Origin of the sequence: Caproicibacter sp. BJN0012, assembly GCF_035986805.1 — a bacterium.
Classification (GTDB): domain Bacteria; phylum Bacillota; class Clostridia; order Oscillospirales; family Acutalibacteraceae; genus Caproicibacter.
The window spans coordinates 466331-491430 of record NZ_CP142518.1 but is presented as its reverse complement, the minus strand read 5'-3'; the positions used below and the strand labels follow the sequence as shown (position 1 = coordinate 491430).

The following is a 25100-nucleotide window of genomic DNA, read 5'->3' as shown; positions in this document are numbered from 1 at the left end:
TGACCGCTCCTATTTCTCGTATAAAAATTTTTCGGGAAGGTCAACTTGAAACGCTCTTGCCAGCTGCCTAAAACCCTCCGGCTGGATCGTCTGCCTTTTTTGAGAAACCATGGAGAGAGTTTTCACCAGGATCTCTGCGGCCTTTTCCACCGTGTCGGCAAGCCCGAAGGCCTGGTCGAAATCTTCTCCGGAGCAAAAGAGTCCATGATGCGCCCAAATGACAACATCATATTCTTCCATTCGCTTTGAAGTTTCCAAAGCAATTTCCCTTCCGCCCGGAATCATCCATTTTACGACGCCGACCCCGGATGGAAAAACTACCGGACATTCTGTTGCAGCCTCCCAAAGTTCTCTTGTGAATATCTCATCTTTCAGCGGAAGCACAAAGGTCAAAGCGATAATATTCGTCGCATGGCAATGGTAAATAACACGGTAGGAACCATCCGTCACGCGCTTTTTCACGTTATGATTCATCAAGTGGGAAGGCAGCTCGCTGGTCGGCACGCCCCCGTTGCAAAGGCCCCATTTGATTTGACAGTTTTCCCCGCTTTGATCGATCTGAATGATTGCAATATTGTTTTCAGGTTCCAGCGGAACATTACCGAAATACTTTCCTGAACCTGTCACCATAAAATATTCTCCGGCCAGTTCCTGCACTTTCGTTCCGATCGGCAAAAAGGGACCTTTTTCATTCAGCTCTTCACTAATTCGTTCCACCTCGTCCGGCTTTATCCGGTACGATAAGTTGCCGCCGTTTCTCTCATGCCATCCCCGTTTAAATCCGGATTCACATAAATGGATAAAGCCCTTGGCAAAATCAGCGTCCAATACTTTCATGATGCATCCCCCTTTTCAACAGCACTTCTTTTTCATATCGTTCTATTTCCGCAGGGAGTGCGTCCTCTGTGCAGACGCCGCTGTTCCTGCAGAAAAAATTCCAGACATCTCCCATCGGGAGGGTTTTCAGCCTTTCCTGACACATCATCAGTTTGGTAAACTGTCCGGCTTTCTGCAGCTCGGCGAACAATTGATTCGGGCTCAGCAGAGCGTAAAGCAGCGCTTTCTGCAGGCTTCTCATTCCCACAGCCCACGCCGCGATCCGGTTGATGCTGGCATCGAAGAAATCCAGTGACAGAAACACGCGCCCGACCGCATCGTTTCGGACAATCTCTTCTGCAATTTCCCTGGTTTCATCGTCGAACAGCACCACATGGTCACTGTCCCAGCGAACCGGCCTTGTGATATGAAGTGCAATTTTGTCATGAAACAGCAGCATGGATGAAATCTTATCCGATACGCTTTCCGTCGGATGATAATGCCCGTTGTCCATGAGGCAAACGATGCTGTTGCGGGCCGCGTAGTTGATGGCAAACTCGCTGGAACCGACGGTATAAGATTCCAGCCCGATTCCAAAGACTTTCGACTCCAGGCAGACCGGCACTTTGGAACGATCATACTTGATGGAAAGAATCTGGTCCAGAGAATCCTTAAATCTCGCTCTCGGCGACGTTCGATCCGCCGGTATGTTTTTGAGGCCGTCCGGAATCCAGATATTCATTACACAGGGCTGGCCGAGCTCTTCGGCAAAGTACTGGGAAATTCGGATGCACGCCTGGCCATGGCGGATCCAGAAATTCCTGACCGCTTCGTCCGGATTCGAAAGGGTCATTCCGGAATCCGCCATCGGGTGAGAAAAAAAGGTCGGATTGAAGTCCAGGCCCAGGTTCCGTTTCTTCGCATATTCCACCCATTTTCTGAAATGTCTTGGTTGAAGCTGATCCCGGTCGGCAAATTCCCCTTCTTCAAAAATTGCATAGCTTGCGTGCAGATTGATTTTATGCCGGCCTGGAATCAGGCTAAGCGCCTTATCCATATCCTGCATCAGCTCTAGAGGGGTCTCCGCTTTTCCGGGATAATTTCCGGTTGCCTGAATGCCTCCGGAAAGCGGGCGCTTTTGGTCGAACCCCTGAACATCGTCTCCCTGCCAGCAATGCAGACTGATCTGTATTTTTTTCAGCGTTTCCATCGCGGCGTCGGTATCAACACCTATTTCCGCATAGCTTCTTTTCGCGGACTGATATCTCTCTTCCATCTGTCACAGTTTCCCTTCTCTGATCTTTGATCGCGGCCTGAACGGCTGAACGGGAAAGGAACGGGATACGATCTCCCTCGCCTGTTCCAGACCGGAGAGCTCTCTCTCTTTTATCATCTGCACAATAATATTGCCGATCGCGGTGGCTTCCGTCGGACCGGCATAAACGGCCAGACCGGATCCGTCTGACGTAAGCTGGTTCAAGTAATGGTCCTGAGAACCGCCGCCCACAATATAAATGGAATGATATTTTTCTCCGGCAGCCCTTTCAAGCGCGGAGACCGCTTCCTCATAGTTTTCGGCAAGGCTGTTATAGATGACCGACGCTATTTCCCCTATCGTTTGCGGAACCCGCTGCCCTGTTTCCCTGCAGCATTCGCGAATTTGGGAGATCATGCTTTCCGGAGCAAAAAAACGTCCGTCGTTGACATCAATCCTTGAGGGAAAATCTTTTTCCTTTTCCGCCTCCTCACAGATCCGGGAAAAGGAAATTTGGCCGTCCCATTCGCGTCTGATCGATTGAATCATCCAAAGGCCCATCACATTTTTCAGCAACAAAAAGCGATCCGCGTAGCCTCCTTCATTCGTCAGATTCGCTTCCCTGCTTTCGCCGGTACATAAGGGTTCCCGATTTTCAATCCCGACGAGCGACCACGTGCCGGAGCTGAGATAAAGAAAGCTTTTCTCCTTTGCCGGCACCGCCACAATTGCGGAAGCAGTATCATGCGATGCGACCTGAACCACCTTCAGGTCGAAGCCTACTTCTTCCCGCACTTGCCGTGAAAGAAGGCCGACTGTTGTTCCCGGCAGAGAAACCGGCGGGAACAGAGACGGCTTGTACCCAAGCAAACGAATCAGATCGCTGTCCCACGTTTTTGTCGCAACATTGACCAGTTGGGTCGTGGTAGCGTTGGTATATTCCGCCAGCTTCACGCCGGTGAGCAGAAAATTGAAGTAATCCGGAATCATCAGGAAATTTTTCGCGCTTTCCATTTGCTCGGGATGCTTTTCCCGGATCGACATCAACTGATAAATGGTGTTGAAAAGCTGCTTTTGTATTCCGGTCCTCTCATACAGCTCTTCCGGGGATATTTTTCGGTCGACGATCTGATCCATGCCTTTCGTTCTGTCGTCCCGGTAGCTCACGCTTTGTCCGAGAATATTTCCGCCGCGGTCCAGCAGCACAAAGTCCACCGCCCATGTGTCGATCCCCATGGAGGAAGGAATTTTCCCGGTCTCCCGGCACCTTTTCAACCCGTTTAAAATTTCCCGATACAAAAGTCCCAGATCCCAGCAAAAGGCCCCGTCCTGATTTTTAAGGCTGTTGGGAAACCGGTAGATTTCCTCCAGCCGGAATTTTCCGTGGTCCAGGCATGCAAGCACATGCCTGCCGCTGGAAGCGCCGATGTCAACGGCCAAATAGTACTTTTTCAAAGAATTTCCCCTTTCGGAGCTTCATCGCAATACGGCGAGGAAGGCGGTGATGGTAACCATACCGCCTTCCGGGTTTTTCAATATTTAAAGCCCTTTAGGCTTTGGCTTCCTTGGAAAGCCGCTTTTTCTGAAAATACGCCTTGACAACCGGCCACAAAAGGCTTACAAAGGTAAGAACCAGGATCAAACAGCTTGCCGGGCGGGTAAAAAATTCAGCGTAACCGCCGTGGTCCGAGTAAGTGACCGCCTTTCTGAAATTCTGCTCCACCATGGGCTCCAAAATAAACCCAAGCAGCATGGGCGCGCTTGGAAGGCCGCCCCATTCGGCCAAAATTCCTAACAGCGCCAGTGCGACCATAATGTAAATATTGAAGACGTTGTTTGAATCCGTATACGCTCCGATGAAGCACATCGTCAGAATGACGGAAAACAGGTAATGGTACGGCAGCTTCAGCAGCCTTGGAAACAACCGGATCGTGCCGAACTGGACAAACAGACACAGGACGGCGGCCAGCAGAGTTGCCGCAAAGATGATATAGGCGATGTCCGGATTGGACGTCAAAAGCAGCGGCCCGGGCGACAGCCCCTGGATCATCAGAGCCGCCAGCAGCAGGGCGGCGGTCCCGTCCCCCGGAATGCCCAGGGCAATCAGAGGAATGATCGCTCCGCCGATTCCCGCGTTATTCGCAACCTCGGAAGCCCACACGCCGTCAGAGTAGCCGGTGCCGAATTTCTCCGGCGTTTTGGAGGCGCTCTTGGCCGCTCCGTAGGATACCATAGCCGCAAGCGAGGATCCCATACCCGGCAGGAACCCGATCCAAAGCCCGATCAGGAAACCGCGGACAATGGTTTTGACATGCTCTTTCATTTCCTGCAAGGACACCCCAAGCCCCCTGATGTGCTTCAGGTCCACCTCCGGCATGTCCTTTTGCCCTTTGCCGTGCGCCACAACCACTTGCTCCACCGCAAACAGCCCCATCATGACGCCGACCAGGCTGAGCCCGCCGATCAGATTGCTGGAACCAAAGGTAAAACGGAAGCTTCCGTCCAGCGGGGAAGTGCCCACGCACGCCAAAAGTATTCCGATAAAAGCGGAAGCCAGACCGCGGAACATATTGCCCTTTGAAAGAGATACCACGAGCATGATCGCGAAGAAGCAGAGGGAAAAATATTCCCACGGGCCCATTTTCAGGGCGAGGTTTGCAATCATCTGAGTCAGCCAGACCGCGATCAGCGTCGAAAAAAAGGTTCCCATGAACGACGCGATAATGCCGATTCCCAATGCTTTGACCGCCTGCCCGTTTTTCGTCATCGGGTACCCGTCAAAGCAGGTCGGAATGGAAGAGCCAGAACCGGGAATCCCGACCAGGACCGCGGCGATAAAGCTGCCTGTAACTCCTCCGATCCAAATGCTGGTCAGCATCGCAATCGCCAGCTTCGGTTCCATGGCAAAAGTGACGGGAAGCATCAGGGTAATGCCCAGGCCCCCGGATAAACCGGGGATTGCCCCCAGAATCATTCCCGCGACCGCGGCCAGCAGGATTGTCAAAAGGTTTACCGGCTGCATCAAAAACACGAACGAAGATAAGATATATTCCATCGCCAGAACCTCCTATTGAAACAAACTGCCGGCCGGCAGTTCAACCTTGAGCAATTGGGTAAATACATAGTAGATTGCCGCGCTGACCAGAACGGAAACAACGGCGGCCATATAGGCCTTTGGCCGTTTTTCTCTTTTAGCCAGAATCATAATCATTACAAACAGGAACAAGGGCATAGGAACCATAAAGCCCAACAGCTTGATTAAAACCACATAGAGGAGCATCACGCCGAACAGGGAACCGACCCGGATCCAGCCTTCCCTGTTTAAGAAAGGCTGGCTGTCCTTCTGTTTCTCCAAAAAGATGCCGGCTCCGCATACGATCAAGCCGACGCTGCCGATTAAGGGGAACAGACTGGGGCCCGGTTCATTCAGCTGTATTTTACTGCTGAACTGCATGGACAATATCGTCAGAATGATTCCAGCTGCAGCACAGGAAAGACCGGTGACCTTATTTTTCGTCATAACTTAACCAATCCCTTATTTATGTCTCGTGTTTGTGCCGATCGCGGCGGTGGCTTTGTCATACCGTTCCGATTCGGATTTCAGCCATGCCTTGGTCTCTTCCTGATTTCCGTAATGAAGCGTGCCGCCTATTTTCTCCGTTGCTTTTTGGCTTTCAGGGTCTTCCGCAAAAGATTTCACATAATCGTTGATTGCGTCGACGACGGACTGATCCATCCCTTTCGGCCCATGGAGCATATAATAGGTCCGCTGGCCGATTTCTGGATATCCTTCTTCCTCGCAGGTTTTATATTGAGGATAATTCTCGTCTTTGGTTCCGACCGCAAGGATCTTCATTTTCCCGGCTTTTTCGTACTGTATTGCGGTCAGCAGATCCTGAACGGTGAAATCGAGCTGCTTGCCTGCCATCGCAGTCAGCTTGTCCGCATTGGATCCGGCCTCCACCAGCTTGAGGGAAATTCCCGCCTCGTTTTCAAAGGTCGCCATGGTGATATGGCTGCCGCCGCCCAGCTGCACGCCGGTTTTAACCCCGCCGGGATTCTTTTGGGCATACTCGACCAGCTCTTTCAAATCCTTATACGGCGCGTCAGGAGCCGCAACGAAAGCTTGGCTTCCGTTATCCGTGGTAATGCAGACGTTGGTAAAATCTTCATAGGTATGGTCGTAGGTTCCCGTCCAATAGGCGGCCACAAGGTTGCTGTGATAAAACAGCAAAGTGTTTCCGTCCGGTTTTGCGTTCCTCACGCTTTCAAATGCGACCGTGCCGCTGCCGTCCGGCTGATTGACGATCGTTACCGATTTTCCGGTCTTTTTCTGAATGTACTGTGCCAAGATTCTCGCGTGCATGTCCGTGCCGGCACCGGCTTTTGCCGGTACATAGATCGACACCGGTTTGGCCGGCCACGCCGAGCCCGCTTTGGCCGCGGACGAAGTTCCGGTGGACGCGGCTCCGTTTCCCGAGCAGCCTGTCATAGCACCTATTGCAACAGCCGCCGCTGCTACAAAAGAAAGGATCTTTTTATTCATTGCTGTTTCCTCCTCCAAAATCTTTGAATATTTTTGTAGGGCAAATTTACTGATTTGCTTTATTCTTCTCCATTGGCCCGTTGACTTCTTTCTGGGCGCTGGAGAGCATGGATTTCAAATACCCCAGCATATAAGCAACTCCGGATTTTTCTCCTCCGCAGGATGGGACAAAACTGAGGGGATGATCGATGGAAACGGTTCCTGTATAATCCAGCTTCACCAGTTCTTCCATAACCGGGCGCAGATCGGTATATCCGTCTTCGATCATCGTCTCTTCAAAGTACGGCAGTGTTCCGCTGACGTTTCTGAAATGGACGACAAACACTTTTCCCTGACTTACAAATTCCCTCAGATCCTGCAGAAGATTTCCGAATTGAGCTCCGGTTTCCAGCCAGCAGCCGGTACACAGTTTCATGCCGATATAAGGGCTGTTTTCCGCAAGTTCAAACAATCTGCGGTATTCCTGCGACCTCCACAAAAGGTTATGTACTCCGTTTATGGACGGGATCGGCGGATCATTTGGGTGAAAAGCCAGACGAACGTCCGCTTTCTCCAGTTCCGGCAGGACACGCTTCAGAAAATAGGCGCAGTTGTCCCAGATATCTTCTTCTGTGTAGACTCTTCCAAACAGGTTTACAGTCTTCGGGATATCCTTTTCATCAACGATTCTGGTTACACATCCTCTGGAATACTTTCCGACGGCATACCGGCTTGTAAAAATTTTGTCAGGATCCCAGCTCATGTAGCCGACTCGAATCCCAAGCTTGCCCAGATTGCGGGTGAACTCGATATAACGGTCGATACATTCGTCACGGTCTGGCAGGCCAAGATGAATAGAAGGACATTTATAAATTGACAGATTGCCTGCATCTGTGATAGAAAGTCCATAGCTGCTCAGCCGTTCCTGAAAGCGCATCATATCATTATAATTGCAGTGTTCGTCCTTAAAATATGCATAGACGTATTTCAGGCCCAGCTGTTTCAAAAACAACAATTCGTCATCCGAAGCATCGGACCAGACAATGTGCTGTACTTTAATGTGAGTTCCTTTTTTCATAGTACCTCCTTCGGTACTGCTTTCTGATCTCAGGCGCCTTGATTAATATGATTTTAACAATTCAACGGCTTAGATACAATGTTCAGAAACGACAACATTCCATTTCTTTTTTATAAATAATCCTGTTATCGCTGTTTATCAATACATTTGTCTTGAAATACTGTTTTATTTGTTTTATTGACTGCCGACGTTTTAATGTTTATAATGGATCTTGGTCAGATAAAATCCGGAATGCGGACGGTATTCCCATACCATTCCCAAGACGGGAGGTTATTGTTTTGAACCGCTATCTCTTATTTTCACCCAATCAGGATATTACGGATATTGCCGAAACGATCGCGAAAGAATCGAATACGTTTCATATGGAAATCTGTACGAACAGCGGCAAGGAAGAGATCATACGAAAAGTCCGTTCCCTGCTTCCGGGACAATACGATTTGATTATAGCCCGCGGCATGGAAGCCCAATATGTGCAGAGCGCCACAGATATCCCCGTCGTTTCCATACGAATGACCGGCCAGGAAATGGCATCTCTGATCAAAAAAGCACAAAATATGATTCAAAAACTCAGCGTCCGTATTGCGATTATCGGTTCGAGAAGCCTTTTTCCCAATGTGGATACCCTGGCCGAATTGTTCCACGCCACGATCCAGCCGTTCTATATTACCGACCCGCAGGAAGTACCAAGATTTGTCGACTACGTCAAAACCAATCGATTTGATATTGTCATCGGCGGACAGGCGGTATGCCATTACGCTGAGTCCGTAAATATGCCAAGCATCAATATTTCCGGATCCAAAGATTCCATTTTGGAGGCGCTGCGTGTCGCTGAACAGGTTTCTTCCGCTTTGGAAATGAAAAAAAGGGACCAGGCGGAGTTGTCCACTTTATTGGACTACTCCGTTAATGGAATTATCAAAATGGATGCAGACGGCTATATTACAAATTTAAACCGAATCGCGGAAAATACCATTCACCTTCCCCGCAACCAAATTTTAAAGGAATTTGTATGCAACGTAATTCCCAATATCAATTCGGAACTGCTAAAACAGGTCTTATCCGATGGACGTTCTCTCCACTCTGTATTCTTAAAAATAAACGATTCCGATCAAATCTGCAATTTAATTCCGATTGTTGTGGACTATATGGTAAAAGGCGCTATCCTTTCCATACAGGCAGTTAAAACCGTCGTCAATACCGGCTCCTTGGTTGCAAGAGACATGCATCAGAGCAGGCTGGTGGCTAAAACCACCTTTTCCGACCTTCCCGCCGTCTCGAAAGCCATGAAGGAACTGATTCACAGATGCCGCCTTTTGGCGGCGTCCGAGTCCCCACTGCTTCTGTATGGAGAAATCGGCACAGAAAAAGAGGCCCTCGCGGAATGCATCCACCTGGAAAGCGAACGCAAGCAGGGGCCATTCGTCAGCATTGATTGCAGTTGTTACAAGGATGAAAGCCAAAGGCAATTGCTTCTCGGTTTTCTGCAGGGCTCCAACCATAACGATATTTCTTCCAGCCCTTTCGTCCAGGCCGACAAAGGGACCCTGCTTCTCCAGAACATTGAACGCATGTCCCTGGAAAATCAGGAGTTTCTCTATCATTTCATAAGGACGAAAAATATTTTGCACGAAGGATTAAAAAAGAGTTTCACATACGACCTGAGGATTATTATGACTTCCCAAAACGATTTGCAGGTCGAAACGGAGGCCGGCCGCTTCAGCCCTGACCTTTACTATCTGCTGTGCAGCTTTGCCCTTCATATCCCCGCTTTAAGGCTGCGCAAAGAAGATATTCTTGTTTATGCGTCTCTCTATATCCATCAGTTTGCCTCCCAGTATTCCAGGCTCAACACGCTTTCTCATGGAGCGGAAAAAGTGCTGCAGGATTTTCCCTGGCCGGGGAATCTTCCTCAGCTTTCAGCTTTCTGCGAAAGGCTTGTTTTATATTCAACCTACAAAATTATCGGCGAAGACTATGTAAAAAGCCAGCTGAAACAAACATTCCCGACTGTTGTTTACCACTGCCCTCCTGTTCAGCCGACCCATTACCAGAATGCGGAAGCGTGCATCATCTCCCAGCTTTTAGAGAAAAACAGGGGAAACAGAAACAAGGTCGCGTCCGAACTCCATATCAGCCGTTCAACCTTATGGAGAAAAATGAAGCAATATGGCCTGATATAATCCCGTGATGATACCCGTCGCAAATTTTACAAATCCGAGACCGCCGATCACGCCCGGCAGTCCCCAGCTTAAAATCTGGGCTGCGATCGGCGGCGCCATTTCATTCCCTCCGGATAAAAATGGCTTTCGATCTCTCAGGGGCCCCTTCTGAAAAAAGCGGAAGATGCCGTGATCCAATGGATCTCTCCCTTTTAAAAATCCGAGCGGTCAAGGGTCAGCATTTGCTCCGGCACTTACCTTATGGTTCGGGAACTCCTAAGGATCCTCCGCAATTCTAATTTTATAATTTTTATGCCTGTTTTTGTTGACATTTTCGGTATGCGTCATATAATATAGTTGAACAGTAAATCAACTGTTCCATCAATCCTTTATCAGGAGGGTAACCATGAGCGAGTATAGGGCGGAAGATGACCGCTGCGACTGCACCATCATCCATGAGGACGTGGTAAACCGGGTACGCGCGGAAATGCCGGACGAGGAAAACCTCTATGATCTGGCGGATCTGTTTAAGATATTCGGGGATTCCACCCGCGTAAGAGTGTTGTGCGCCCTGTCGTCGGCTGAAATGTGCGTATGCGACATATCGGCGCTTCTGGGTATGACCAAGTCCGCCATTTCGCATCAGCTCAGGGTTTTGAAGCAGGCGAGGCTTGTCAAATACCGCCGCGACGGCAAGGTCGTCTATTATTCGCTCGACGACGACCATGTCATGCACATTTTCCGGGAAGGATTATCCCACGTAACCGAAAAGTAGATCGAAACGGGAAAGGATGCGTGTGTTTATGTCAAAACAGTATCTTCTGGAAGGCCTTTGCTGCGAGAAATGCGCGGCAAAAATCGAAAAAGGCATCAATCAGCTTGGCGGAGTGCAAAAGGCGGCCGTCGATCCCGAGACCACAATTCTTTCAATTGATTTTAAACCGGATGCCACAGCCGACAGCCTGTTCGAGGAGATCAAAAAGATCGTGGAGACGAACGATCCGGATGTTGTGATAAAAAATGGCGTCGCCTGAATCTGAAAGGAAGCGTGATGAAATGGATGCGGCAATCAAAAAAGAATTTATCCTGCAAGGGCTGTGCTGTGCCAATTGCGCCTCCAAAATTGAACGCGACATCGGTAAACTTCCGGGCGTGAGCGCCGCGTCGGTCGATTTCGTAAACGAGACTTTGTCCATCGAGATCGCACAGGAGGAATTCGTGGAAGGCGTGCTGGAACAGGCGGGCTCGATCATCAAAAGACATGACTCGGACACTGTCGTCCGTGAAAAAGCGCCGCGGGTCCCCGGGCAAAAGGTAATCTTTCTGAGCGGACTGTGCTGCGCGGACTGTGCGCAGAAAATTGAGGACGGAGTAAGGCGGATGGACGGAGTCCATGCCGCTTCCATGGATTTCGTAACGGGGCGGCTCACCATTGAAGCGGACGATCGGAGAGAACTGCCGGGCATCATCCGGCAGGCTGCGGAAATCGCAAGGCGCGTGGAACCCGACGCGGAGATCGCCTACAGTGAAGCGAAGCCCGACGAGATTGCTTCCGACGGAAAAAAAGAACGGGTCTATCGCGCCCTGCTGGTTGCGGGGGCAGTCTTTTACGGGATCGCCATTCTGGTGAAAGAACCGTTTTGGCTGAACTTTTCTCTTTTTCTTACAAGCTACCTTCTTGTGGGCGGAGAGGTGTTGCTGCGCTCGGTAAGGAATATTTCCAAGGGCCAGATTTTCGACGAGAATTTTCTCATGAGCGTGGCGACGATCGGAGCTTTCGCGATCGGGGAATTCGCCGAGGGCGTCGCCGTCATGCTGTTCTATCAGGTCGGGGAATTGTTCCAGCGTCTCGCGGTCAGCCGGTCCAGAAAGTCCATTGCCTCCCTGATGGACATCCGTCCCGATTACGCCAATCTGATCGACGGCGGGCAGGTACGCAGGGTAGCTCCGGAGGAAGTGGGCGTCGGTGATCGCATACTTGTCAGGCCGGGAGAAAAGGTGCCGATCGACGGCACGGTTGCCGACGGATGTTCCTCATTGGATACCTCCGCGCTCACTGGGGAATCCCTGCCGAGGGACGTGGAACCCGGCAGCACGGTGCTGTCCGGCTCCATTAATCAAAGCGGGGCTCTGACCATCGAGGTGTCCAGGGAATATTCCGATTCCACGATTGCAAAGATCCTCGACCTGGTACAGAACGCGAGCAGCAAAAAAGCCGTGACGGAAAACTTCATTACGAAGTTCGCAAGGGTCTACACCCCCGCGGTAGTCTTTGCGGCTCTTGCGCTGGCGATCATTCCTCCCCTTGTCCTGCACGGTCCTTTTACCGGCTGGATCGGCCGCGCTCTGGTTTTCCTCGTAGTCTCCTGCCCCTGCGCGCTGGTGATTTCGATCCCTCTGAGCTTTTTCGGCGGGATCGGCGGCGCTTCCAAAAACGGCATCCTGATCAAGGGCAGCAATTATCTCGAGGCTCTATACAACGTCGACACGTTTGTATTCGATAAGACCGGCACTCTGACGAAGGGCGTTTTTCAGGTCTCCAAGATAGAGAGCGCCGGCGCCGTCAGCCGGGAGACCCTGCTTGATGTGGCGGCTCACGCCGAAGCGGATTCCAACCATCCCATCGCGCTTTCCATCCGGCAGGCTTACGGCAGGGAAATCGACCGGAAGAGAATCGCGGAAGCTGCGGAGATTCCCGGCCAGGGCATTCGCGTAACGATTGACGGCAAAACGGTTCTGGCGGGAAACAGAAAGCTGATGGATGCCGAGGGGATTTCGTGCAGCGAGCCCCGCGAACCCGGAACAGTGGCCCACATTGCGATCGACGGCGTTTATGCCGGGTATATCCTGATTGCGGACGAAATCAAGGAAGACAGCCGCCGCGCGGCGGAGCAGCTCCGGGCTGCCGGCGTAAAGCGCCTGGTTATGCTGACGGGCGACAGCAAATCGGTCGGAGAACAGGTCGCTGAAGAGGTCGGGCTGGACGAGGCATATGCGGATCTTCTGCCCCAGCAGAAGGTAGAAAAGCTCGAAGAAATCAAACGGGGAAAAGCGTCCGGCAAAAAGCTTGCTTTCGTCGGCGACGGCATCAACGACGCTCCCGTCCTCGCCATGGCGGACATCGGCATCGCCATGGGAGGAATGGGTTCCGACGCCGCCATTGAGGCGGCGGACGTCGTCCTGATGACCGACGAACCCTCAAAATTGCCTGAGGCGATTCAAATCGCGCGGAAAACACACCGCATCGTCTGGGAGAACATCATTTTCGCGCTCGGGGTCAAGGCCGTGATCCTGGTGCTCGGCGCGCTTGGGATCGCGACCATGTGGGCGGCCGTTTTCGGCGACGTGGGAGTTGCGGTAATCGCGATTTTAAACGCCACACGGGCGCTGCGGATCCCGCGTAAAGCCGTAAGCGGGCCGGTCACGAAACAGAACGGGTATAAAACGATATGAAAACAACCGCTGGATTGGTGTTCTGCCAGTCCGGCGGCTGTTTTCGCATGGGGCGTAGACAGGGGTGCCGCGCCCGCGTCCGGGCGGGCGGTTTTTTGAAAATCTTGAACACGTGCCGGGAGGCCGGGCTGGCGATTATATTGCGGCAGCCACACGCTCTGACGTTTTTGACAGGAGGGTGGGAACAGATGGACATTGCGATGATAACCATCGGATCGCGGGGAGATATACAGCCATTCCTTGCGTTGGGGCAAGCGCTTTGCAGGCGGGGACACCATCTCGGGGTCGCGGCTTTTCCGCGGTTTCGGGAGGACGTGGAAAAACTCGGCTTTTCTTTTTTCCCTATCCGCGGGGATGAAGATCGGATGATGAAGCTGCTGATCGGCGACGGCGTATCGGGCATAGCCTACATGAATGGCCTCACCGCGCTGCTGAATCGGAATAAGCGGGAAATTCTCGACGATGTCTACGACGCGTGCAGAGGCGCAGACCTCATCCTCTACACTTTTTTGGGGAGCCTTGCCTATCACGCCGCCGAAAGCCTGAAAATTCCCTGCATGCGGGTGAATTTCTGGCCCGCGGACCGGACGGGCGACAATCCCATGCCCGGTATGCCCGCGCTGCCGCTCGGAAGATGGTATAACAGACTGACCTATGACTTATCAGGCGTTGGTTTTTCCATCTTTACCAATCAGGAACTGAACGGCTGGCGGGCCGGGCTGGGGCTCTCCAAATGGGCGGGCCGTTCCTACCGCACGCTGTCCGGCAGGCCCGTCGAGACGCTTTGCGCCTACAGCGAAGTCCTTGCGCCCAGGCCGAAGGAATGGGGAGAGCATCTGCATCTCACCGGTTTCTGGTTTTTAGAGGAACGGGCGGCCGCGCCAGTGGAAAAAGGGCTGCTCCGCTTCCTGGAAAACGGGGACCCGCCGATTTACATCGGCTTCGGGAGCATGGTCGGCGGGTCCTTCGCGGAGTTGCAGGATATCGTGCTGGAAAGCCTGAAAAGCACCGGGCAGCGGGCCGTCCTTTCCTCGGGCTGGCGAAAATTTGACGCGGCGGGGCTTCCGCCGAATGTGTACGGCGTGGACGCCGTGCCGCACGGCTGGCTGTTTCCGCGTGTGAAGGCGGTGGTGCATCACGGCGGAGCCGGGACTACCGCCGCGGGCCTTCGGGCGGGCAGACCCACGCTGGTTGTCTATTTCGGGGGGGACCAGCAGTTCTGGGGCAACCGCGTATACCGGGCCGGAGCGGGCCCGAGGCCCCTCGCGCGAAAGGGACTGACCGCCAAACGGTTCACGCGGGCGCTGGAGCTTCTCGAAGACGCGCGGCTGCGGCAAAACGCGGCGCGGATTGCGCGGCGGCTTGCTCAGGAAGACGGATGCGAAAACGCCTGCGACGTCATTGAAGCATATATGACCCGTTTTGCGGTATAATGCAAAAGGAAATCGTCGGATAAACAGGATCAGGATGACCGTATCTCCATACGGAAGGACACTCCAACGTGAAAGGCGGAGAGGATGCAAATGAAAATTCTTGTGTACGGAGCCGGCGTGCTGGGGAGCTACCTTGCCCACGTCCTGCACCGCGGCGGCAACGATGTGACCCTGCTGGCAAGGGGAAGCCGGCTGGAGGAACTTGGAAAGAACGGACTGGTGATCCGGCACTATCTGCAGTTTCATACCACCGTCGATCAGGTAGGGCTGACGGACCATCTTGGGAAAGGCGACGACTACGACATCGTGTTCGTGGTGATGCAGCGTCAGCAACTGGACGGCATTCTGCCGCAGCTGTGCGAAAATGAAAGCTGTGGATTGTTCGTTCTCGTCGGCAACAACGCGACGGCGGAGGAGACCCGGCGGACCATCGAGGAACGCAGCGGGATGCCCAAGCGGGTGATCTTTGCTTTTCAGAGCACAGGCGGCAGACGCGAAAACGGAAGGGTGGTCAGCATCCATTTCGCTGCCCCTAAGCTCGAAAGCAGCATGACGGCCGGCTCGCTCGGCGGGGATGATTCATGGCGCCCGACGCTGGAACAGGCTTTTGCTAAGACGTCCTATCGGCTCCGGATCAGCGAGAACATGGACGCCTGGCTCAAATGCCACGCCGCCTTTGTCCTGCCGATCTGCTTCGCCTGCTACGCTGCCGGCGGCGATCTTCGGAAAATCGCGGGAAACCGGTATTTCCTGGACCGGACGATCGACGCGGTGCAGGAGGGCTACCGCGTCGTGGAAGCGTGCGGATATCCCGTTGAACCGAAGGAGGACGAGGATTTCGTGACCAATCATCGTCTTAAATGCCGCCTGATGCTGAGGCTGATGGCCGCGACGCCGGTTGGAAGGCTGGCAGCAAGCGACCATGCCATGGCTGCAAAATCGGAGATGCGGCGTCTCTACGACGATTTCCGCAGCCTGAAGCGGAGAGCGGGAATAGATACGCCGGCATGGGACGAACTCTCGCGGTACATGATATAAGCCGTCGCCGGGCTGCGCCAATCCCAACAGCGCTCTGCCGTAGGTTTATTTCAGACCGTACCCGCATCTACGGCAGGTACGGCCACGATACGTCCTTCGCGGAGAGCACCAGGCCCTCCCCGCGCGGGCCAGGCGATGGAAAACGCCGGATCGTCGAACCGATAGCCCCTTTCGCTGCCCGGCGCATAGAACTCGCTGACAAAATAGAGAACGTCCGTGTCGCCGCACAGGGTCATATACCCGTGCGCGAAGCCCTGAGGCACCAGCAGCATCCTCCCGTTTTCGGGTGTCAGCTCCGCGGCGGCATACCGTCCGAACGTGGGGCTGCCCTCGCGCACGTCCACAGCCACGTCGAACACGCCGTTTGCGAAATCGAACGTCACATCCGACATATGCAGGTAATAATCCGCGAAATACTCCTTGATGATGTACCCCCTGTACCCCAGGTAGATCACAAAGTCGTTGAAGCCGTAAAAAGAATACAGCTTCATGATATGCCAGAGAATCGGCTTCGGCTTCAGATAGGATTCCTCGCTGATGCGCGTCCCCAGGCGGCCGGTCAGGATTACCGTTTTTATGCGCCAACCCCCAAAAGTGATTTTGATCCACGGCAATTCCGCCTCGCGCCGGGACTTCCGCGGCGTGCCAGTGCCATTTCTTTCCTTGTTTGTAAAGTATACTATTTTAATTCGACAAATTGCAACCGAACGGCGGCTGAGGTCCGGATATTTCAAAAGAAATATTCCAAACATCAGCCGCCGTTTTTCCATGCCTATGGTCTTTATTCACGCGGACTCAGGCGCATAATAAAGGGCCGCCCCGTTTGGAGCGGTCCCCTGTTATGCGCCTGCCGTGGTTTTCATGTCTGAATGATCCGCGCTGTAATCTTCGCCGGTAATCGTCTTGTATTGGTCGTTAGTAATATAGCTTTTCGTTACCGCTGTTTTCAGCTGATCTTTCGAAACACCTTTCGTGTTGTCGGACTGATAAAGCTTGTATTGCACATCGAAAAACAGAGCGTATCCACTCATGATTTACACCCCCAATGCCGCGATCTGTGCCGTTTCCAAAGCAGCCACACGATCTTCAATTTTCAGCTGATTTGCCGTTTCTTCTGCGGCTTCCTGCCTTGCCACTTCCGCGTCAAAATCCGCCTGAATGGTTTCCGTGGACACCGTCGAGGCGTATACCCTGACATTGCCCTCATTCCCGTCCGCGTCCTTGTAAATGATAAGCTGCTTTGTACTATCGAGGCTGTACGCCTTTGTCAGAGCTTCCGGCGTGGCCTGTGGAACCCCGGATAGAGCAGACGTGCCGTCCCAAACCCGCCATGATTGATAAGCCATTGTAAGACCTCCTAATTTTTATATTTTGTCCATGCGGTTCCATCGCCTGTGTAGGTCGGATACTCGTTAAAGTTTGTTCCATACCACCAAGCATCTTGAAAATACAACGGAAGGTTTTGCTTGCTTGTAGATATCAGTTGTACTTTACGGCTCGTTCCGTCTAAAACCGCCAGCGAATTTTCAGGAAGAGTTTCTGAGACAAAATCGTAATATTGGATGTGACCGGAAGAATCTAGAACCGCTAATGATGTGCCGATCTGAATAATAGCAACTATCGTAATAGCAAAACTCGCTATTGGGCGCACCGTCCATACACCAATTTCGTACTCATGAAGTGTAGTATTATATGTTTGAAATTGCAGATACAGTTTGTTTTGATAAGCAGTTATACCATAAATTGAAGGAAGCGGATGCAACGACCCGCCTAATGATTGTGTAGTTTCAGTGTTTGTTGTGGTGTCAAAAACTCGGATTGTGGTTTGTGAAGTATCGGATGAATCAGTAAAGCATTGGTAATAGATTTTGTCATCGACTATGGCGCCTTCGGAAAATTGCTTCCATCCTGCGGCTCCTGTTGAACCAGAAACAATTGTTTTTAGTGAAGTAAATGTATTAGTTGCAAAATCAAAAGAATATAAACGTGTATAATAAGTTGATCCGCGTTCTTTGAATATAAAATATACTTTAGTTCCTTGATAACCTATTTGGCCAGAAGGGTCAATCTCACTTTCACCAGAATATCCAGTTAGCAAATCTTGTGTAAGGCTTTCAAGCGTTGTTGTTCCCGTTTGTGATATCAAATTAAAACGGCAAATAATAGTTGCTTTTATGGGACCATAAGATGTCGATACTGCCGCATACAAAGTAGTTCCAGAAATACAGGCGATAACAGAAGAAATATTCTGTGTACTAGCCTTTCCTGACATTGTACTACTATGAGAATAAACATCTGATGTCGTATTTGTAGAATGATTCCAACGATAAATATTCAAATATAAAACATCGTTCATCTTATTTCCACGTATTTGATAAATATCTCCATTGTATGAAAGAATAACTGTCCTATCAGAATCACTTATTGTAGCAAACAAACTTCCAACATTCAGCGAGCTATCATACGTCCGAATTTCACCACCAATGGTAAAGCTGTTTTTATCTGTGATCCTGTTTACGGTATGCTTTTCAGGCGCTTCAATCCACAAACCGTTTTTATTCTCTGGTTCGTCCGGCTGCACAAAGAGATTTAATTTCGCGCCTCCGGACTGCTTAAAATTTAGCTTTGCATTCTCCGCGTCGTAGATAAACGGCACTGTCGCCCCGGCCTTGAAAAATTCATCGGGCAGACTTTCTCCGTTCTGTAGCTGCGCCGTGACCGCCGTCCCATTAACGGTAAACGTGTCCCTTTCAGCGTAATCCGCGTCGGCCTTGAATACGCAGGAAATCAGGCCGGAGGAAGCAGACAGGCCGGTAAGGGCGTAGACCGTATCAGTTTTCGTACAGGCAAGAGTTGTTACGTGAACGGTTTGATCCGCCTTATGGTCATTAATGAGATTCAGCAGATTTCCGGCGGTTTCGTCATCCAATATGTCTTTCAGCCCCGCAGCCCATGCCGTGAAACCCGCCTCGTTCGTCGCCTTGAATTCCGCAAGGTCAGACTGGATCTGATTGTAAAATGTCGAGGTATCGATGTGGTCCACCACTGCATGAACGATGCCGCAGACCTCCGTATCCAGCCGGGTGTCGGTAATCAGGCTTTGCGTGATCGCCGTCGTGCCGGCGGGAATGCTGATCTCCGCGAGCTTCAGATCGTACTGCTCCGCACTGCGGGTAATGGCCGGCGCCGCCGCGGTGCCGGCCGGCGTACCTTTAATAACCTGCGCCGTAATATTCCTGGCGTTGATGTCCCATCTCAGCACAACGATATCCTTGCGGTTGAGCACACCGTCCGCGTTGTCAATTGCAAGAGCCAGATCTCCGTCGCCGCGGTAATAGTAGCCGTTGATCCACGCGCGGCCGCAGGAAAGGGTAACTGACATTCCGCTTCCGTCCGCGTTCACCGCAAGCTCGCCGTCATAAGTTCCGTTGCTGAGAAACGACGCGACCCATTTCGCGAGAAAATCGCATGTGTACTCCCGGTCTCCGTTGACATCGGGGAAAAATCCGCTTTGTTCCGCCATCTATCTGTCATCTCCTAAATTCAAAGTTTCCGGCAGCGGGGTCCCGCATACCGGCGTGATCGTCTCGACGCCGTTTTCATAGACTTCCTCGACCTCGGTGATCCGCTGATTCAAAAGAATGCCCCACTTTTCAAAGCTCACGATGTCGCCCAGGTCCCAGTCGGTCAGGTACGCAAAGTTGCCGGTATCCACCGCGTCCGCTGAAAAGCTCTCGGCCTTTACCGCGCCTGCCAGCTTTTCAACGCCGCGCTGCGTAAGCAGGGCGGCATACTCGCCCGGCGTCAGACAGTATGAGTAGCTGACTGCGACCGCCGCTCCGGATGCCAGAGCCGTTGGAAAGGTGATCATGCTTCCATCCAGCGCGTAATCAGATGCCGACGTGCTGCCGACCGTCACGGAACCGACGTTTGACGGCGTATGCGAGAGCGCAAAGGCCGCCGCAGATCCGTCCCCCGTGAAACAATCCTCCGTGTCCGCGGAGCTTTTCAGGTCATTCGCATCCACCCAAAGCTCCCGGCGCGGCTCTCCGCCGGTCCGGTCGACCTCGGTGATCACCCGGTCGGCACCGCCGCCCTCTCCGCCGACAATCGCATAATTGGAATAGCCGGTATGATCCAGCGTGTAAGCCGCTCCGCTGATGTTCTGGAATTCGTCGGAAAACAGCACGATCGGGTTGACTGCCTGCGTGACGCTGTGGTCTGTTCCGCCGTAGGCCTCAAACACCCACAGTTTGTTCGGGACATCCAGCCGGACCCGAAAACCGAGCGGGGCGGCTTTGCCGAGCGCCTCACAGACCGTGAGGACGGTTTTCCATTCCACCTGAAACGCGCAGGCCGGCGTCAAGCCGGCAGCAGCCCCGAGTGCCAGGTGCGGCAGAGGCCGTATGCTGATCGCGTTGTCGGACACGATCTTCCGCATGGCGCTTTCGGCCGCGCCCGTATAGTTGATCGCCGGCATGATGATCCGCCGGTCCAGCATGGAGGAACCCATCCGGCCCGCCGCGACGATCTCGTCGCCCGTGCCGCCGTCCGGCGCATCGATCTTGACGCTCTCGATGATTCCGGCCTCCGAGCGATCCAGCCGATGAATGATATTCTCGCCGGCAAGCAAGGCGCGGTTGTTCGGCGTGGCAGCACAGTGCAGTTCGAATTCGCCCGGTTCAAAGAACCTCCGTCGCCAGCGGAAGGAGGAAAAGCCGTCGACCACGCCTTGCAGCTCGATTTCCGGACTGTAAATGTAAAGCTCCATGCTCATGCCCCCCAGTATGCCTGTGTGCTCAGGATGGACACGCTCAGATTGTTGATCCCCTCGTCCGCGTTGTACCGGAAAAGATTGTCTCCCCGGCGCGCCTGCAGCCATTTAGGGGGATAAAGCATTTTATTGTTCATGTTCGTGGTCACGCCGCCGGAAATCAGTTTAACCCGCTTGTCGCCGTCTGCCGTGGTGATGATAACGACGTCGCCCGTGTGCATCGTAATGTTGACCTGCATGAGCTCCTGCCGGCCGATGTCGTAAAGAGACGGGTTGACGACGGTTCCGGAAGCTCGAAGCGTGACCGTCAGACCCATCGGGACGGCGCTGTCGTTGCGGACGTTGCCGATCAAGGTGTTGACCTTCTCCGTCACGGTGAACCTGCCAATGGCACGCACGGAAAGCGTCCCGGCATCAAGCGACAAAACGGCCGTCGGGCGGTAAACCGGTACGGATTCCTTCCTGCTGACCCGCTGTGATACGGCAATGGCATAAAGAGCGGTGACAGGGTTTGCGGCGAGCCAGGATTGAAACGCCGCTAAATTCGACGTTATGTCGGTGGCGATGCGGATTTGATGAGCCGTATTGTTCAGTGATATTCCATTTATAACAAGATTTGTATTTGTTCCAGCTAAATCAACGGAAGTAAAATGATCACAGAGTATGCTGTCTTTGCTGGAAGACAATATCGCATCAGATACATTTAGCGTAAACACTCCGATCGTACCGGTACTTACATCTGCCTTTATCCAAGGTTCACTCCCATTCAGAACAACAGCACCGACCTTCTGCATTCCGCTTCCGCTCACCGCGTCATAGCTGTCCGCCGTCCCGTCCGGCAGGCTGTAAAGCTCCTTGGGCAGGGGAATGATGCGCGAATTGCTTCCGCCGTCCGAGACGGTCAGGGTGGTTGCGCCGTGAATCGCCCTCACATGATCCGGCGACGGGTCACCGCTTCCGTCCTGAACTGTGTGACCGGTGATCCCGATCTTGTCATAATCCTTCACGCTGTCGTCCAGGGTAAGCGTGACAGATTGGCCGGAAGCGTTGAGCTGCAGCGGCAAACGGAGCGGGAATTTCATCTTGCCCTGCCAGACTGCAAGCTGCGTGAGCTGGTCGTCAAGAGCGTAAAAGCGAGGGTCGGGGCAGATCAGGGAAACCGTGACATTCCTCGTTTCATACGGGGAACTGCCCGTGGGCATAAAGGTCTCCGGCTCCGGCTCCACCTTTTCGACATAGTAGCGGATCTTCCTGGGTTTGCCGCCGTCATAAGTCAGTGTGCCGGGCAGGTCCTTCTGAAAAAAACAATAGAGCTTTTCCATCTGCTCTTCGTAGCCCTGCAGGCTCAGCTCCAGCGTCAGCACAATGTTGCGCTTTTGAGCGTCGGAGCCGTTGTAGTTTTCCCCATCCTGGCCGCTGCTTTTAGACGTATACACGTTGAAATCGGAGCCAAGGCCGCTTACGGAAACAAGCCAGAAGGGGCCTGTACTGCCGAGTCTGAGTTTTTCTCCTTTTTCATTGTCACAGATCAGTTCCATTCAGCGCCTCCGAAATAATAGCGACAGCCTTTGAGCGTTCTGGCGCTCCCGTCTGGCAACCTCGCCGCAGCTGAGTGCCTTGGGGCTTTGAAATATCGGGTGATAGTCAATGACGGGTCCGGCGCCGCCGGAGCCCGGAAGAAAACCGGACGAGCGCGCCGCGCTTGAACTCCCCCCTGCCGGGACCGCTTTCAGGCTCAGAGACATGGAGCCTGTCAGATCCTGCAGAGCTGAGGCGACCAGCGATTTGTTTTCCATGATTCCGGAAGCGAGCCCTTTCATCATGTCCGGCATCCAGTTCTCGAAGTCGACCAGCGGGCCTTCCTCCGGCACGCTGAAATGCAGAAAATCACGGATGTTCTGCGCAACGCCCTTGACGGCGTTCTCCACTGCTTTTGCGGCGTCCTTGATTCCGTTGGCGATTCCATTGATGAGGTCCCTGCCCCATTGAAGCGCCTCGCCCGGCAGACTCTTGATCCAGTCGATTGCTTTGCCGATCCCCGTTCTGACGGCGGTTTCGACCGTCCCGACCGTGCCTTCCACTCCGTTTTTCATGAAGGTAAACATGTTGGAGCCGATTTGCATCAGCGTCGCCGGAAGCGAGCGGAGCCACCCGACGATTCCGTTCCAAACGGTCGTAACGCCGGTTTTGATTTTATTCAATACAGTGGTTACCGTCGTAAACAATCCGTTCCATGCGGCTGTAAAAATGCTTCCGATCGTCTTAAACAGGCCCGTGAAGTACTGCTGAATTCCGCTCCAGACCTGCCGGATGCCGTTCTGGACGCCGGTCCAGATCTTCTGAAGATCCGGACCGATTTTTCCGAAATTGCCGCTGATCAGATTACAGATCGCCAGGATCGGAACCGTCAGAACGTTCTTCAGGACGGTGAATGCGTCTGTGAAAATTTTCCGCACCCCGTTCCAAAGAGCGGTAAAATTCGCCTGCAGCCCGTTAAATGGCGTTAGAATCGCCTGAATCAGCGGCTGTACCGCTTTTTTGACAATGCCGGAAATCGTGGTCCACAGACTGGTGATTCCCACAATCAGTCTGTTCCACAGGTTTGCCAGGAAAGCCGGAATCCCGCTGATGGATGTCCTGATTTTATTCCAGGCATCCAGAAAATAGTTCTGAAAGACGGTTGTAAACCAGGTTCCGAGCGCCCTGGCCCCCGCCTGAAGCGTATTCCACAGGCTCTGGAAAAAGGCGCTGATCGGCCCCCAGTTTTTAATAATGACGGCCGCCAGCGTAATTAACGCAGCGATTGCCGTGAAAATCAACTGTTGGGGCCCGAGGGAAAACATGCCCTGCAATGCCGCGGATACCCCCTCCAGCCCGCTTCCCGCCGATTTGAATTCACCGATGCCCTGACTCACTTTAGACAGAGTATCGCGCGCACCGCCGATCTGGTCCATCGCGGAGCCGAAGAGGCCGGCGGCCCCGGTCGCCGTATCGACTGCTGATTGTATTTTATCTGCGAAGCCCTGCACCATCTGAGACTGCTCAGGTCCGAGATTTGCGGAAAGTCCGCCGGCAAAGTCCTGAAAATTGGAATCGGCATCCTTCAGAGAATCGGAAACCCGTTTGAATCCGTCCGAAAGGCCCGGCAGCGCGACATCCAAAGCGGCATTCAATTTCTCCAGGATCCTGTCCTTTAAGTCGGACAGCGACTCCGAAACAGCCTCCTTCAGCGCTTCGCCTGCTTCTTTGCCGGCTTCCAAGGCTTCCTTGATGAGCTCGCCCGTATCCAGCTGGTACGATAAGGATATTTCTTCCGTATTGTCGTCCAATTCTAATCCCTCCTTTCACAAAATATTGATTTCAAATAGTCCTGCAGCCGTTTTCCGTCCTCCGCTTTTTCCTCGGCCGGCGTTTGGCTGTTGATCCAGGCGTACCAATCGTCCCGCAGCTTTCTCTGCGCGGCTGAAAGCGCATTGAGCGCGCCACCTTCGGCGGTGCGGACTGCGACTGCCCGCGCGAGCTGGCTCTCCGCCGGAAGGTTCGTCAAAAGGACGGCGAATTCTTCCCAGCTCATCCGCGTTGGAGGCAATCCCAGCCGAATCCCGTAAGACGCGGCGAAGGACGCATAGATCAGGCCATAATCATGGCCCAGATCAAACCCGTTCCTTTTTGCCGTGCTCACCGGGGCGAAAGGCGGACTTTTGCGCTTTTCCCACCTGCCCTTCCAGCTCTTCGGGCTTTTTTCCGGTCATCGCAGCCAAAACGGCAATCTCCAGCTTTTGAAGCAGGGAAAACGACATGTTATGTGAAAGGATCTCGTCGGCCGCCGTTTCTCCGCCCGCCAATGTAAAGGCAAGAAATTTGCGGATCGAATCGATGTCGCCTTTCAATCCGGAGGCAAAGCGCTGCATACCGAGAACTTTTCTGAAGTCGCTTTCCACCTCGTAGGACTTTCCGAAAATTGTGACGCGGGGCTGGGATTCGTTCATGTAATCGTCAAGCGTGATATTCAATTGATTCATCCTTCCTTCAATCGGAGTTCAGGCCGATCCGAAATCCATCGGATTTTTCAAAGAGGCCGGGCATCCGTTGCGGTTCAGACCTCCGCCGCCTGGTAATTCGGCTTGCCGTCCACGGTATACGTCCATTCCATCGAATCCATGTCGGTCGAAGCGCCGCCGAACGAGGAAGTGATGTCGACCAGTCCGTCGCAGGCAAGCGCATCGCCGTTGGGAAATGTTATTTTTAAAACAGCGGCGCAGCCGCTTCCGGTTGCGGTCAATTTATTCGCTACAAAATCATTGCCGGCGTCGCCGTAGCTGCGCTTTCCCTTAAAGGTGAAGGACAGGGTCTTGCCGGTTACCATATTTCGGGTCCAGCCCTTCAGCTCCATCGGATTCCATGCTTTTGTAGTGCCCTTGAGTTTCATCTCCATGCTTTCCACATTAGAAACCGCACTGAGCTGCGGTTCTCCTGTTGTGACTGGCTCGCCGATTTCAATTTTGTAGTCGCTGACAGAATAGACCATTTCTTTTGCCGTCCTTTCAAAGTTTAGTTGCAGGGGGTAAT

The 25100-nt window shown here is 52.9% G+C and carries 23 protein-coding genes; 6 read left to right on the top strand and 17 right to left on the bottom strand.

The genetic code is table 11. The features are described 5' to 3' along the window. Positions 1-9: 9 nt before the first annotated feature. From rhaD to VA597_RS02455, 7 genes are all read right to left on the bottom strand, one after another. Positions 10-837: a rhamnulose-1-phosphate aldolase gene (rhaD, locus tag VA597_RS02485; RefSeq protein WP_326975049.1), complete on the bottom strand. Its 828-nt coding sequence runs from the start codon at positions 835-837 to the stop codon at positions 10-12. Continuing rightward, on the bottom strand, positions 818-2092 hold the full coding sequence (locus VA597_RS02480; RefSeq protein ID WP_326975048.1) for an L-rhamnose isomerase: 1275 nt from the start codon (positions 2090-2092) through the stop codon (positions 818-820). Before VA597_RS02480 ends, rhaD begins: the two co-directional genes overlap by 20 nt. A 3-nt stretch (positions 2093-2095) precedes the next feature. Beyond that, the gene (rhaB, locus tag VA597_RS02475; protein WP_128741481.1) at positions 2096-3526 is read right to left on the bottom strand and encodes a rhamnulokinase; all 1431 of its coding nucleotides are present in this window, start codon (positions 3524-3526) and stop codon (positions 2096-2098) included. 94 nt (positions 3527-3620) lie between these two features. Continuing rightward, positions 3621-5126 carry a tripartite tricarboxylate transporter permease gene (locus tag VA597_RS02470; protein WP_128741480.1) on the bottom strand — a complete coding sequence of 502 codons (1506 nt, stop codon included), beginning with the start codon at positions 5124-5126 and terminating at the stop codon, positions 3621-3623. A 12-nt stretch (positions 5127-5138) separates the two neighbouring features. Beyond that, on the bottom strand, positions 5139-5591 hold the full coding sequence (locus tag VA597_RS02465) for a tripartite tricarboxylate transporter TctB family protein (RefSeq protein WP_128741479.1): 453 nt from the start codon (positions 5589-5591) through the stop codon (positions 5139-5141). Positions 5592-5606: 15 nt separating this feature from the next. Then, on the bottom strand, positions 5607-6617 hold the full coding sequence (locus tag VA597_RS02460; protein ID WP_128741478.1) for a tripartite tricarboxylate transporter substrate binding protein: 1011 nt from the start codon (positions 6615-6617) through the stop codon (positions 5607-5609). A gap of 46 nt (positions 6618-6663) precedes the next feature. After that, complete coding sequence (locus VA597_RS02455) at positions 6664-7674, bottom strand: mannonate dehydratase (RefSeq protein WP_128741477.1); 1011 nt, start codon at positions 7672-7674, stop codon at positions 6664-6666. A 278-nt stretch (positions 7675-7952) separates the two neighbouring features. Here VA597_RS02455 and VA597_RS02450 point away from each other — a divergent pair, with 278 nt between their 5' ends. The 6 genes from VA597_RS02450 to VA597_RS02425 all read left to right on the top strand — a co-directional run bounded on the left by VA597_RS02450 (position 7953) and on the right by VA597_RS02425 (position 15757). Beyond that, the gene (locus VA597_RS02450; protein ID WP_128741476.1) at positions 7953-9854 is read left to right on the top strand and encodes a sigma 54-interacting transcriptional regulator; all 1902 of its coding nucleotides are present in this window, start codon (positions 7953-7955) and stop codon (positions 9852-9854) included. 385 nt (positions 9855-10239) lie between these two features. Next, positions 10240-10608 carry an ArsR/SmtB family transcription factor gene (locus tag VA597_RS02445; protein ID WP_128741475.1) on the top strand — a complete coding sequence of 123 codons (369 nt, stop codon included), beginning with the start codon at positions 10240-10242 and terminating at the stop codon, positions 10606-10608. Between the two features lie 28 nt (positions 10609-10636). After that, positions 10637-10867, top strand: a complete 231-nt coding sequence (locus VA597_RS02440) for a heavy-metal-associated domain-containing protein (protein WP_164918929.1) — start codon at positions 10637-10639, stop codon at positions 10865-10867. A gap of 22 nt (positions 10868-10889) precedes the next feature. Next, complete coding sequence (locus tag VA597_RS02435) at positions 10890-13286, top strand: heavy metal translocating P-type ATPase (RefSeq protein ID WP_128741473.1); 2397 nt, start codon at positions 10890-10892, stop codon at positions 13284-13286. Positions 13287-13474: 188 nt separating this feature from the next. Next, positions 13475-14719 (top strand): glycosyltransferase, encoded by a 1245-nt coding sequence (locus VA597_RS02430; protein WP_326975047.1) that lies wholly within the window; start codon positions 13475-13477, stop codon positions 14717-14719. Positions 14720-14809: 90 nt separating this feature from the next. Further along, the gene (locus VA597_RS02425) at positions 14810-15757 is read left to right on the top strand and encodes a ketopantoate reductase family protein (RefSeq protein WP_164918927.1); all 948 of its coding nucleotides are present in this window, start codon (positions 14810-14812) and stop codon (positions 15755-15757) included. A gap of 50 nt (positions 15758-15807) precedes the next feature. On the opposite strand, the gene VA597_RS17705 is transcribed toward VA597_RS02425, so the two are convergent. The 10 genes from VA597_RS17705 to VA597_RS02370 form a co-directional block, all read right to left on the bottom strand. Next, on the bottom strand, positions 15808-16335 hold the full coding sequence (locus VA597_RS17705; protein ID WP_442872796.1) for a dTDP-4-dehydrorhamnose 3,5-epimerase family protein: 528 nt from the start codon (positions 16333-16335) through the stop codon (positions 15808-15810). Positions 16336-16596: 261 nt separating this feature from the next. After that, positions 16597-16788 carry an XkdX family protein gene (locus VA597_RS02410; protein WP_128741469.1) on the bottom strand — a complete coding sequence of 64 codons (192 nt, stop codon included), beginning with the start codon at positions 16786-16788 and terminating at the stop codon, positions 16597-16599. 3 nt (positions 16789-16791) lie between these two features. Continuing rightward, positions 16792-17103 (bottom strand): hypothetical protein, encoded by a 312-nt coding sequence (locus VA597_RS02405; RefSeq protein WP_326975046.1) that lies wholly within the window; start codon positions 17101-17103, stop codon positions 16792-16794. An 11-nt stretch (positions 17104-17114) separates the two neighbouring features. Beyond that, complete coding sequence (locus tag VA597_RS02400) at positions 17115-19280, bottom strand: hypothetical protein (protein ID WP_326975045.1); 2166 nt, start codon at positions 19278-19280, stop codon at positions 17115-17117. Then, positions 19281-20528: a siphovirus ReqiPepy6 Gp37-like family protein gene (locus VA597_RS02395; protein WP_326975044.1), complete on the bottom strand. Its 1248-nt coding sequence runs from the start codon at positions 20526-20528 to the stop codon at positions 19281-19283. A gap of 2 nt (positions 20529-20530) precedes the next feature. After that, positions 20531-22069 (bottom strand): phage tail domain-containing protein, encoded by a 1539-nt coding sequence (locus VA597_RS02390; protein WP_326975043.1) that lies wholly within the window; start codon positions 22067-22069, stop codon positions 20531-20533. After that, entirely contained in the window at positions 22070-23860 is a 1791-nt protein-coding gene (locus VA597_RS02385) for a phage tail protein (protein WP_128741465.1), read from the bottom strand. It abuts the gene before it with no gap. 2 nt (positions 23861-23862) lie between these two features. After that, the gene (locus tag VA597_RS02380; protein ID WP_128741464.1) at positions 23863-24213 is read right to left on the bottom strand and encodes a Gp15 family bacteriophage protein; all 351 of its coding nucleotides are present in this window, start codon (positions 24211-24213) and stop codon (positions 23863-23865) included. Then, positions 24185-24553 carry a hypothetical protein gene (locus tag VA597_RS02375; RefSeq protein ID WP_128741463.1) on the bottom strand — a complete coding sequence of 123 codons (369 nt, stop codon included), beginning with the start codon at positions 24551-24553 and terminating at the stop codon, positions 24185-24187. The genes VA597_RS02380 and VA597_RS02375 overlap by 29 nt, the downstream gene beginning before the upstream one ends. Positions 24554-24627: 74 nt before the next feature. Continuing rightward, on the bottom strand, positions 24628-25059 hold the full coding sequence (locus tag VA597_RS02370) for a phage tail tube protein (RefSeq protein ID WP_128741462.1): 432 nt from the start codon (positions 25057-25059) through the stop codon (positions 24628-24630). Between the last annotated feature and the right edge of the window lie 41 nt (positions 25060-25100).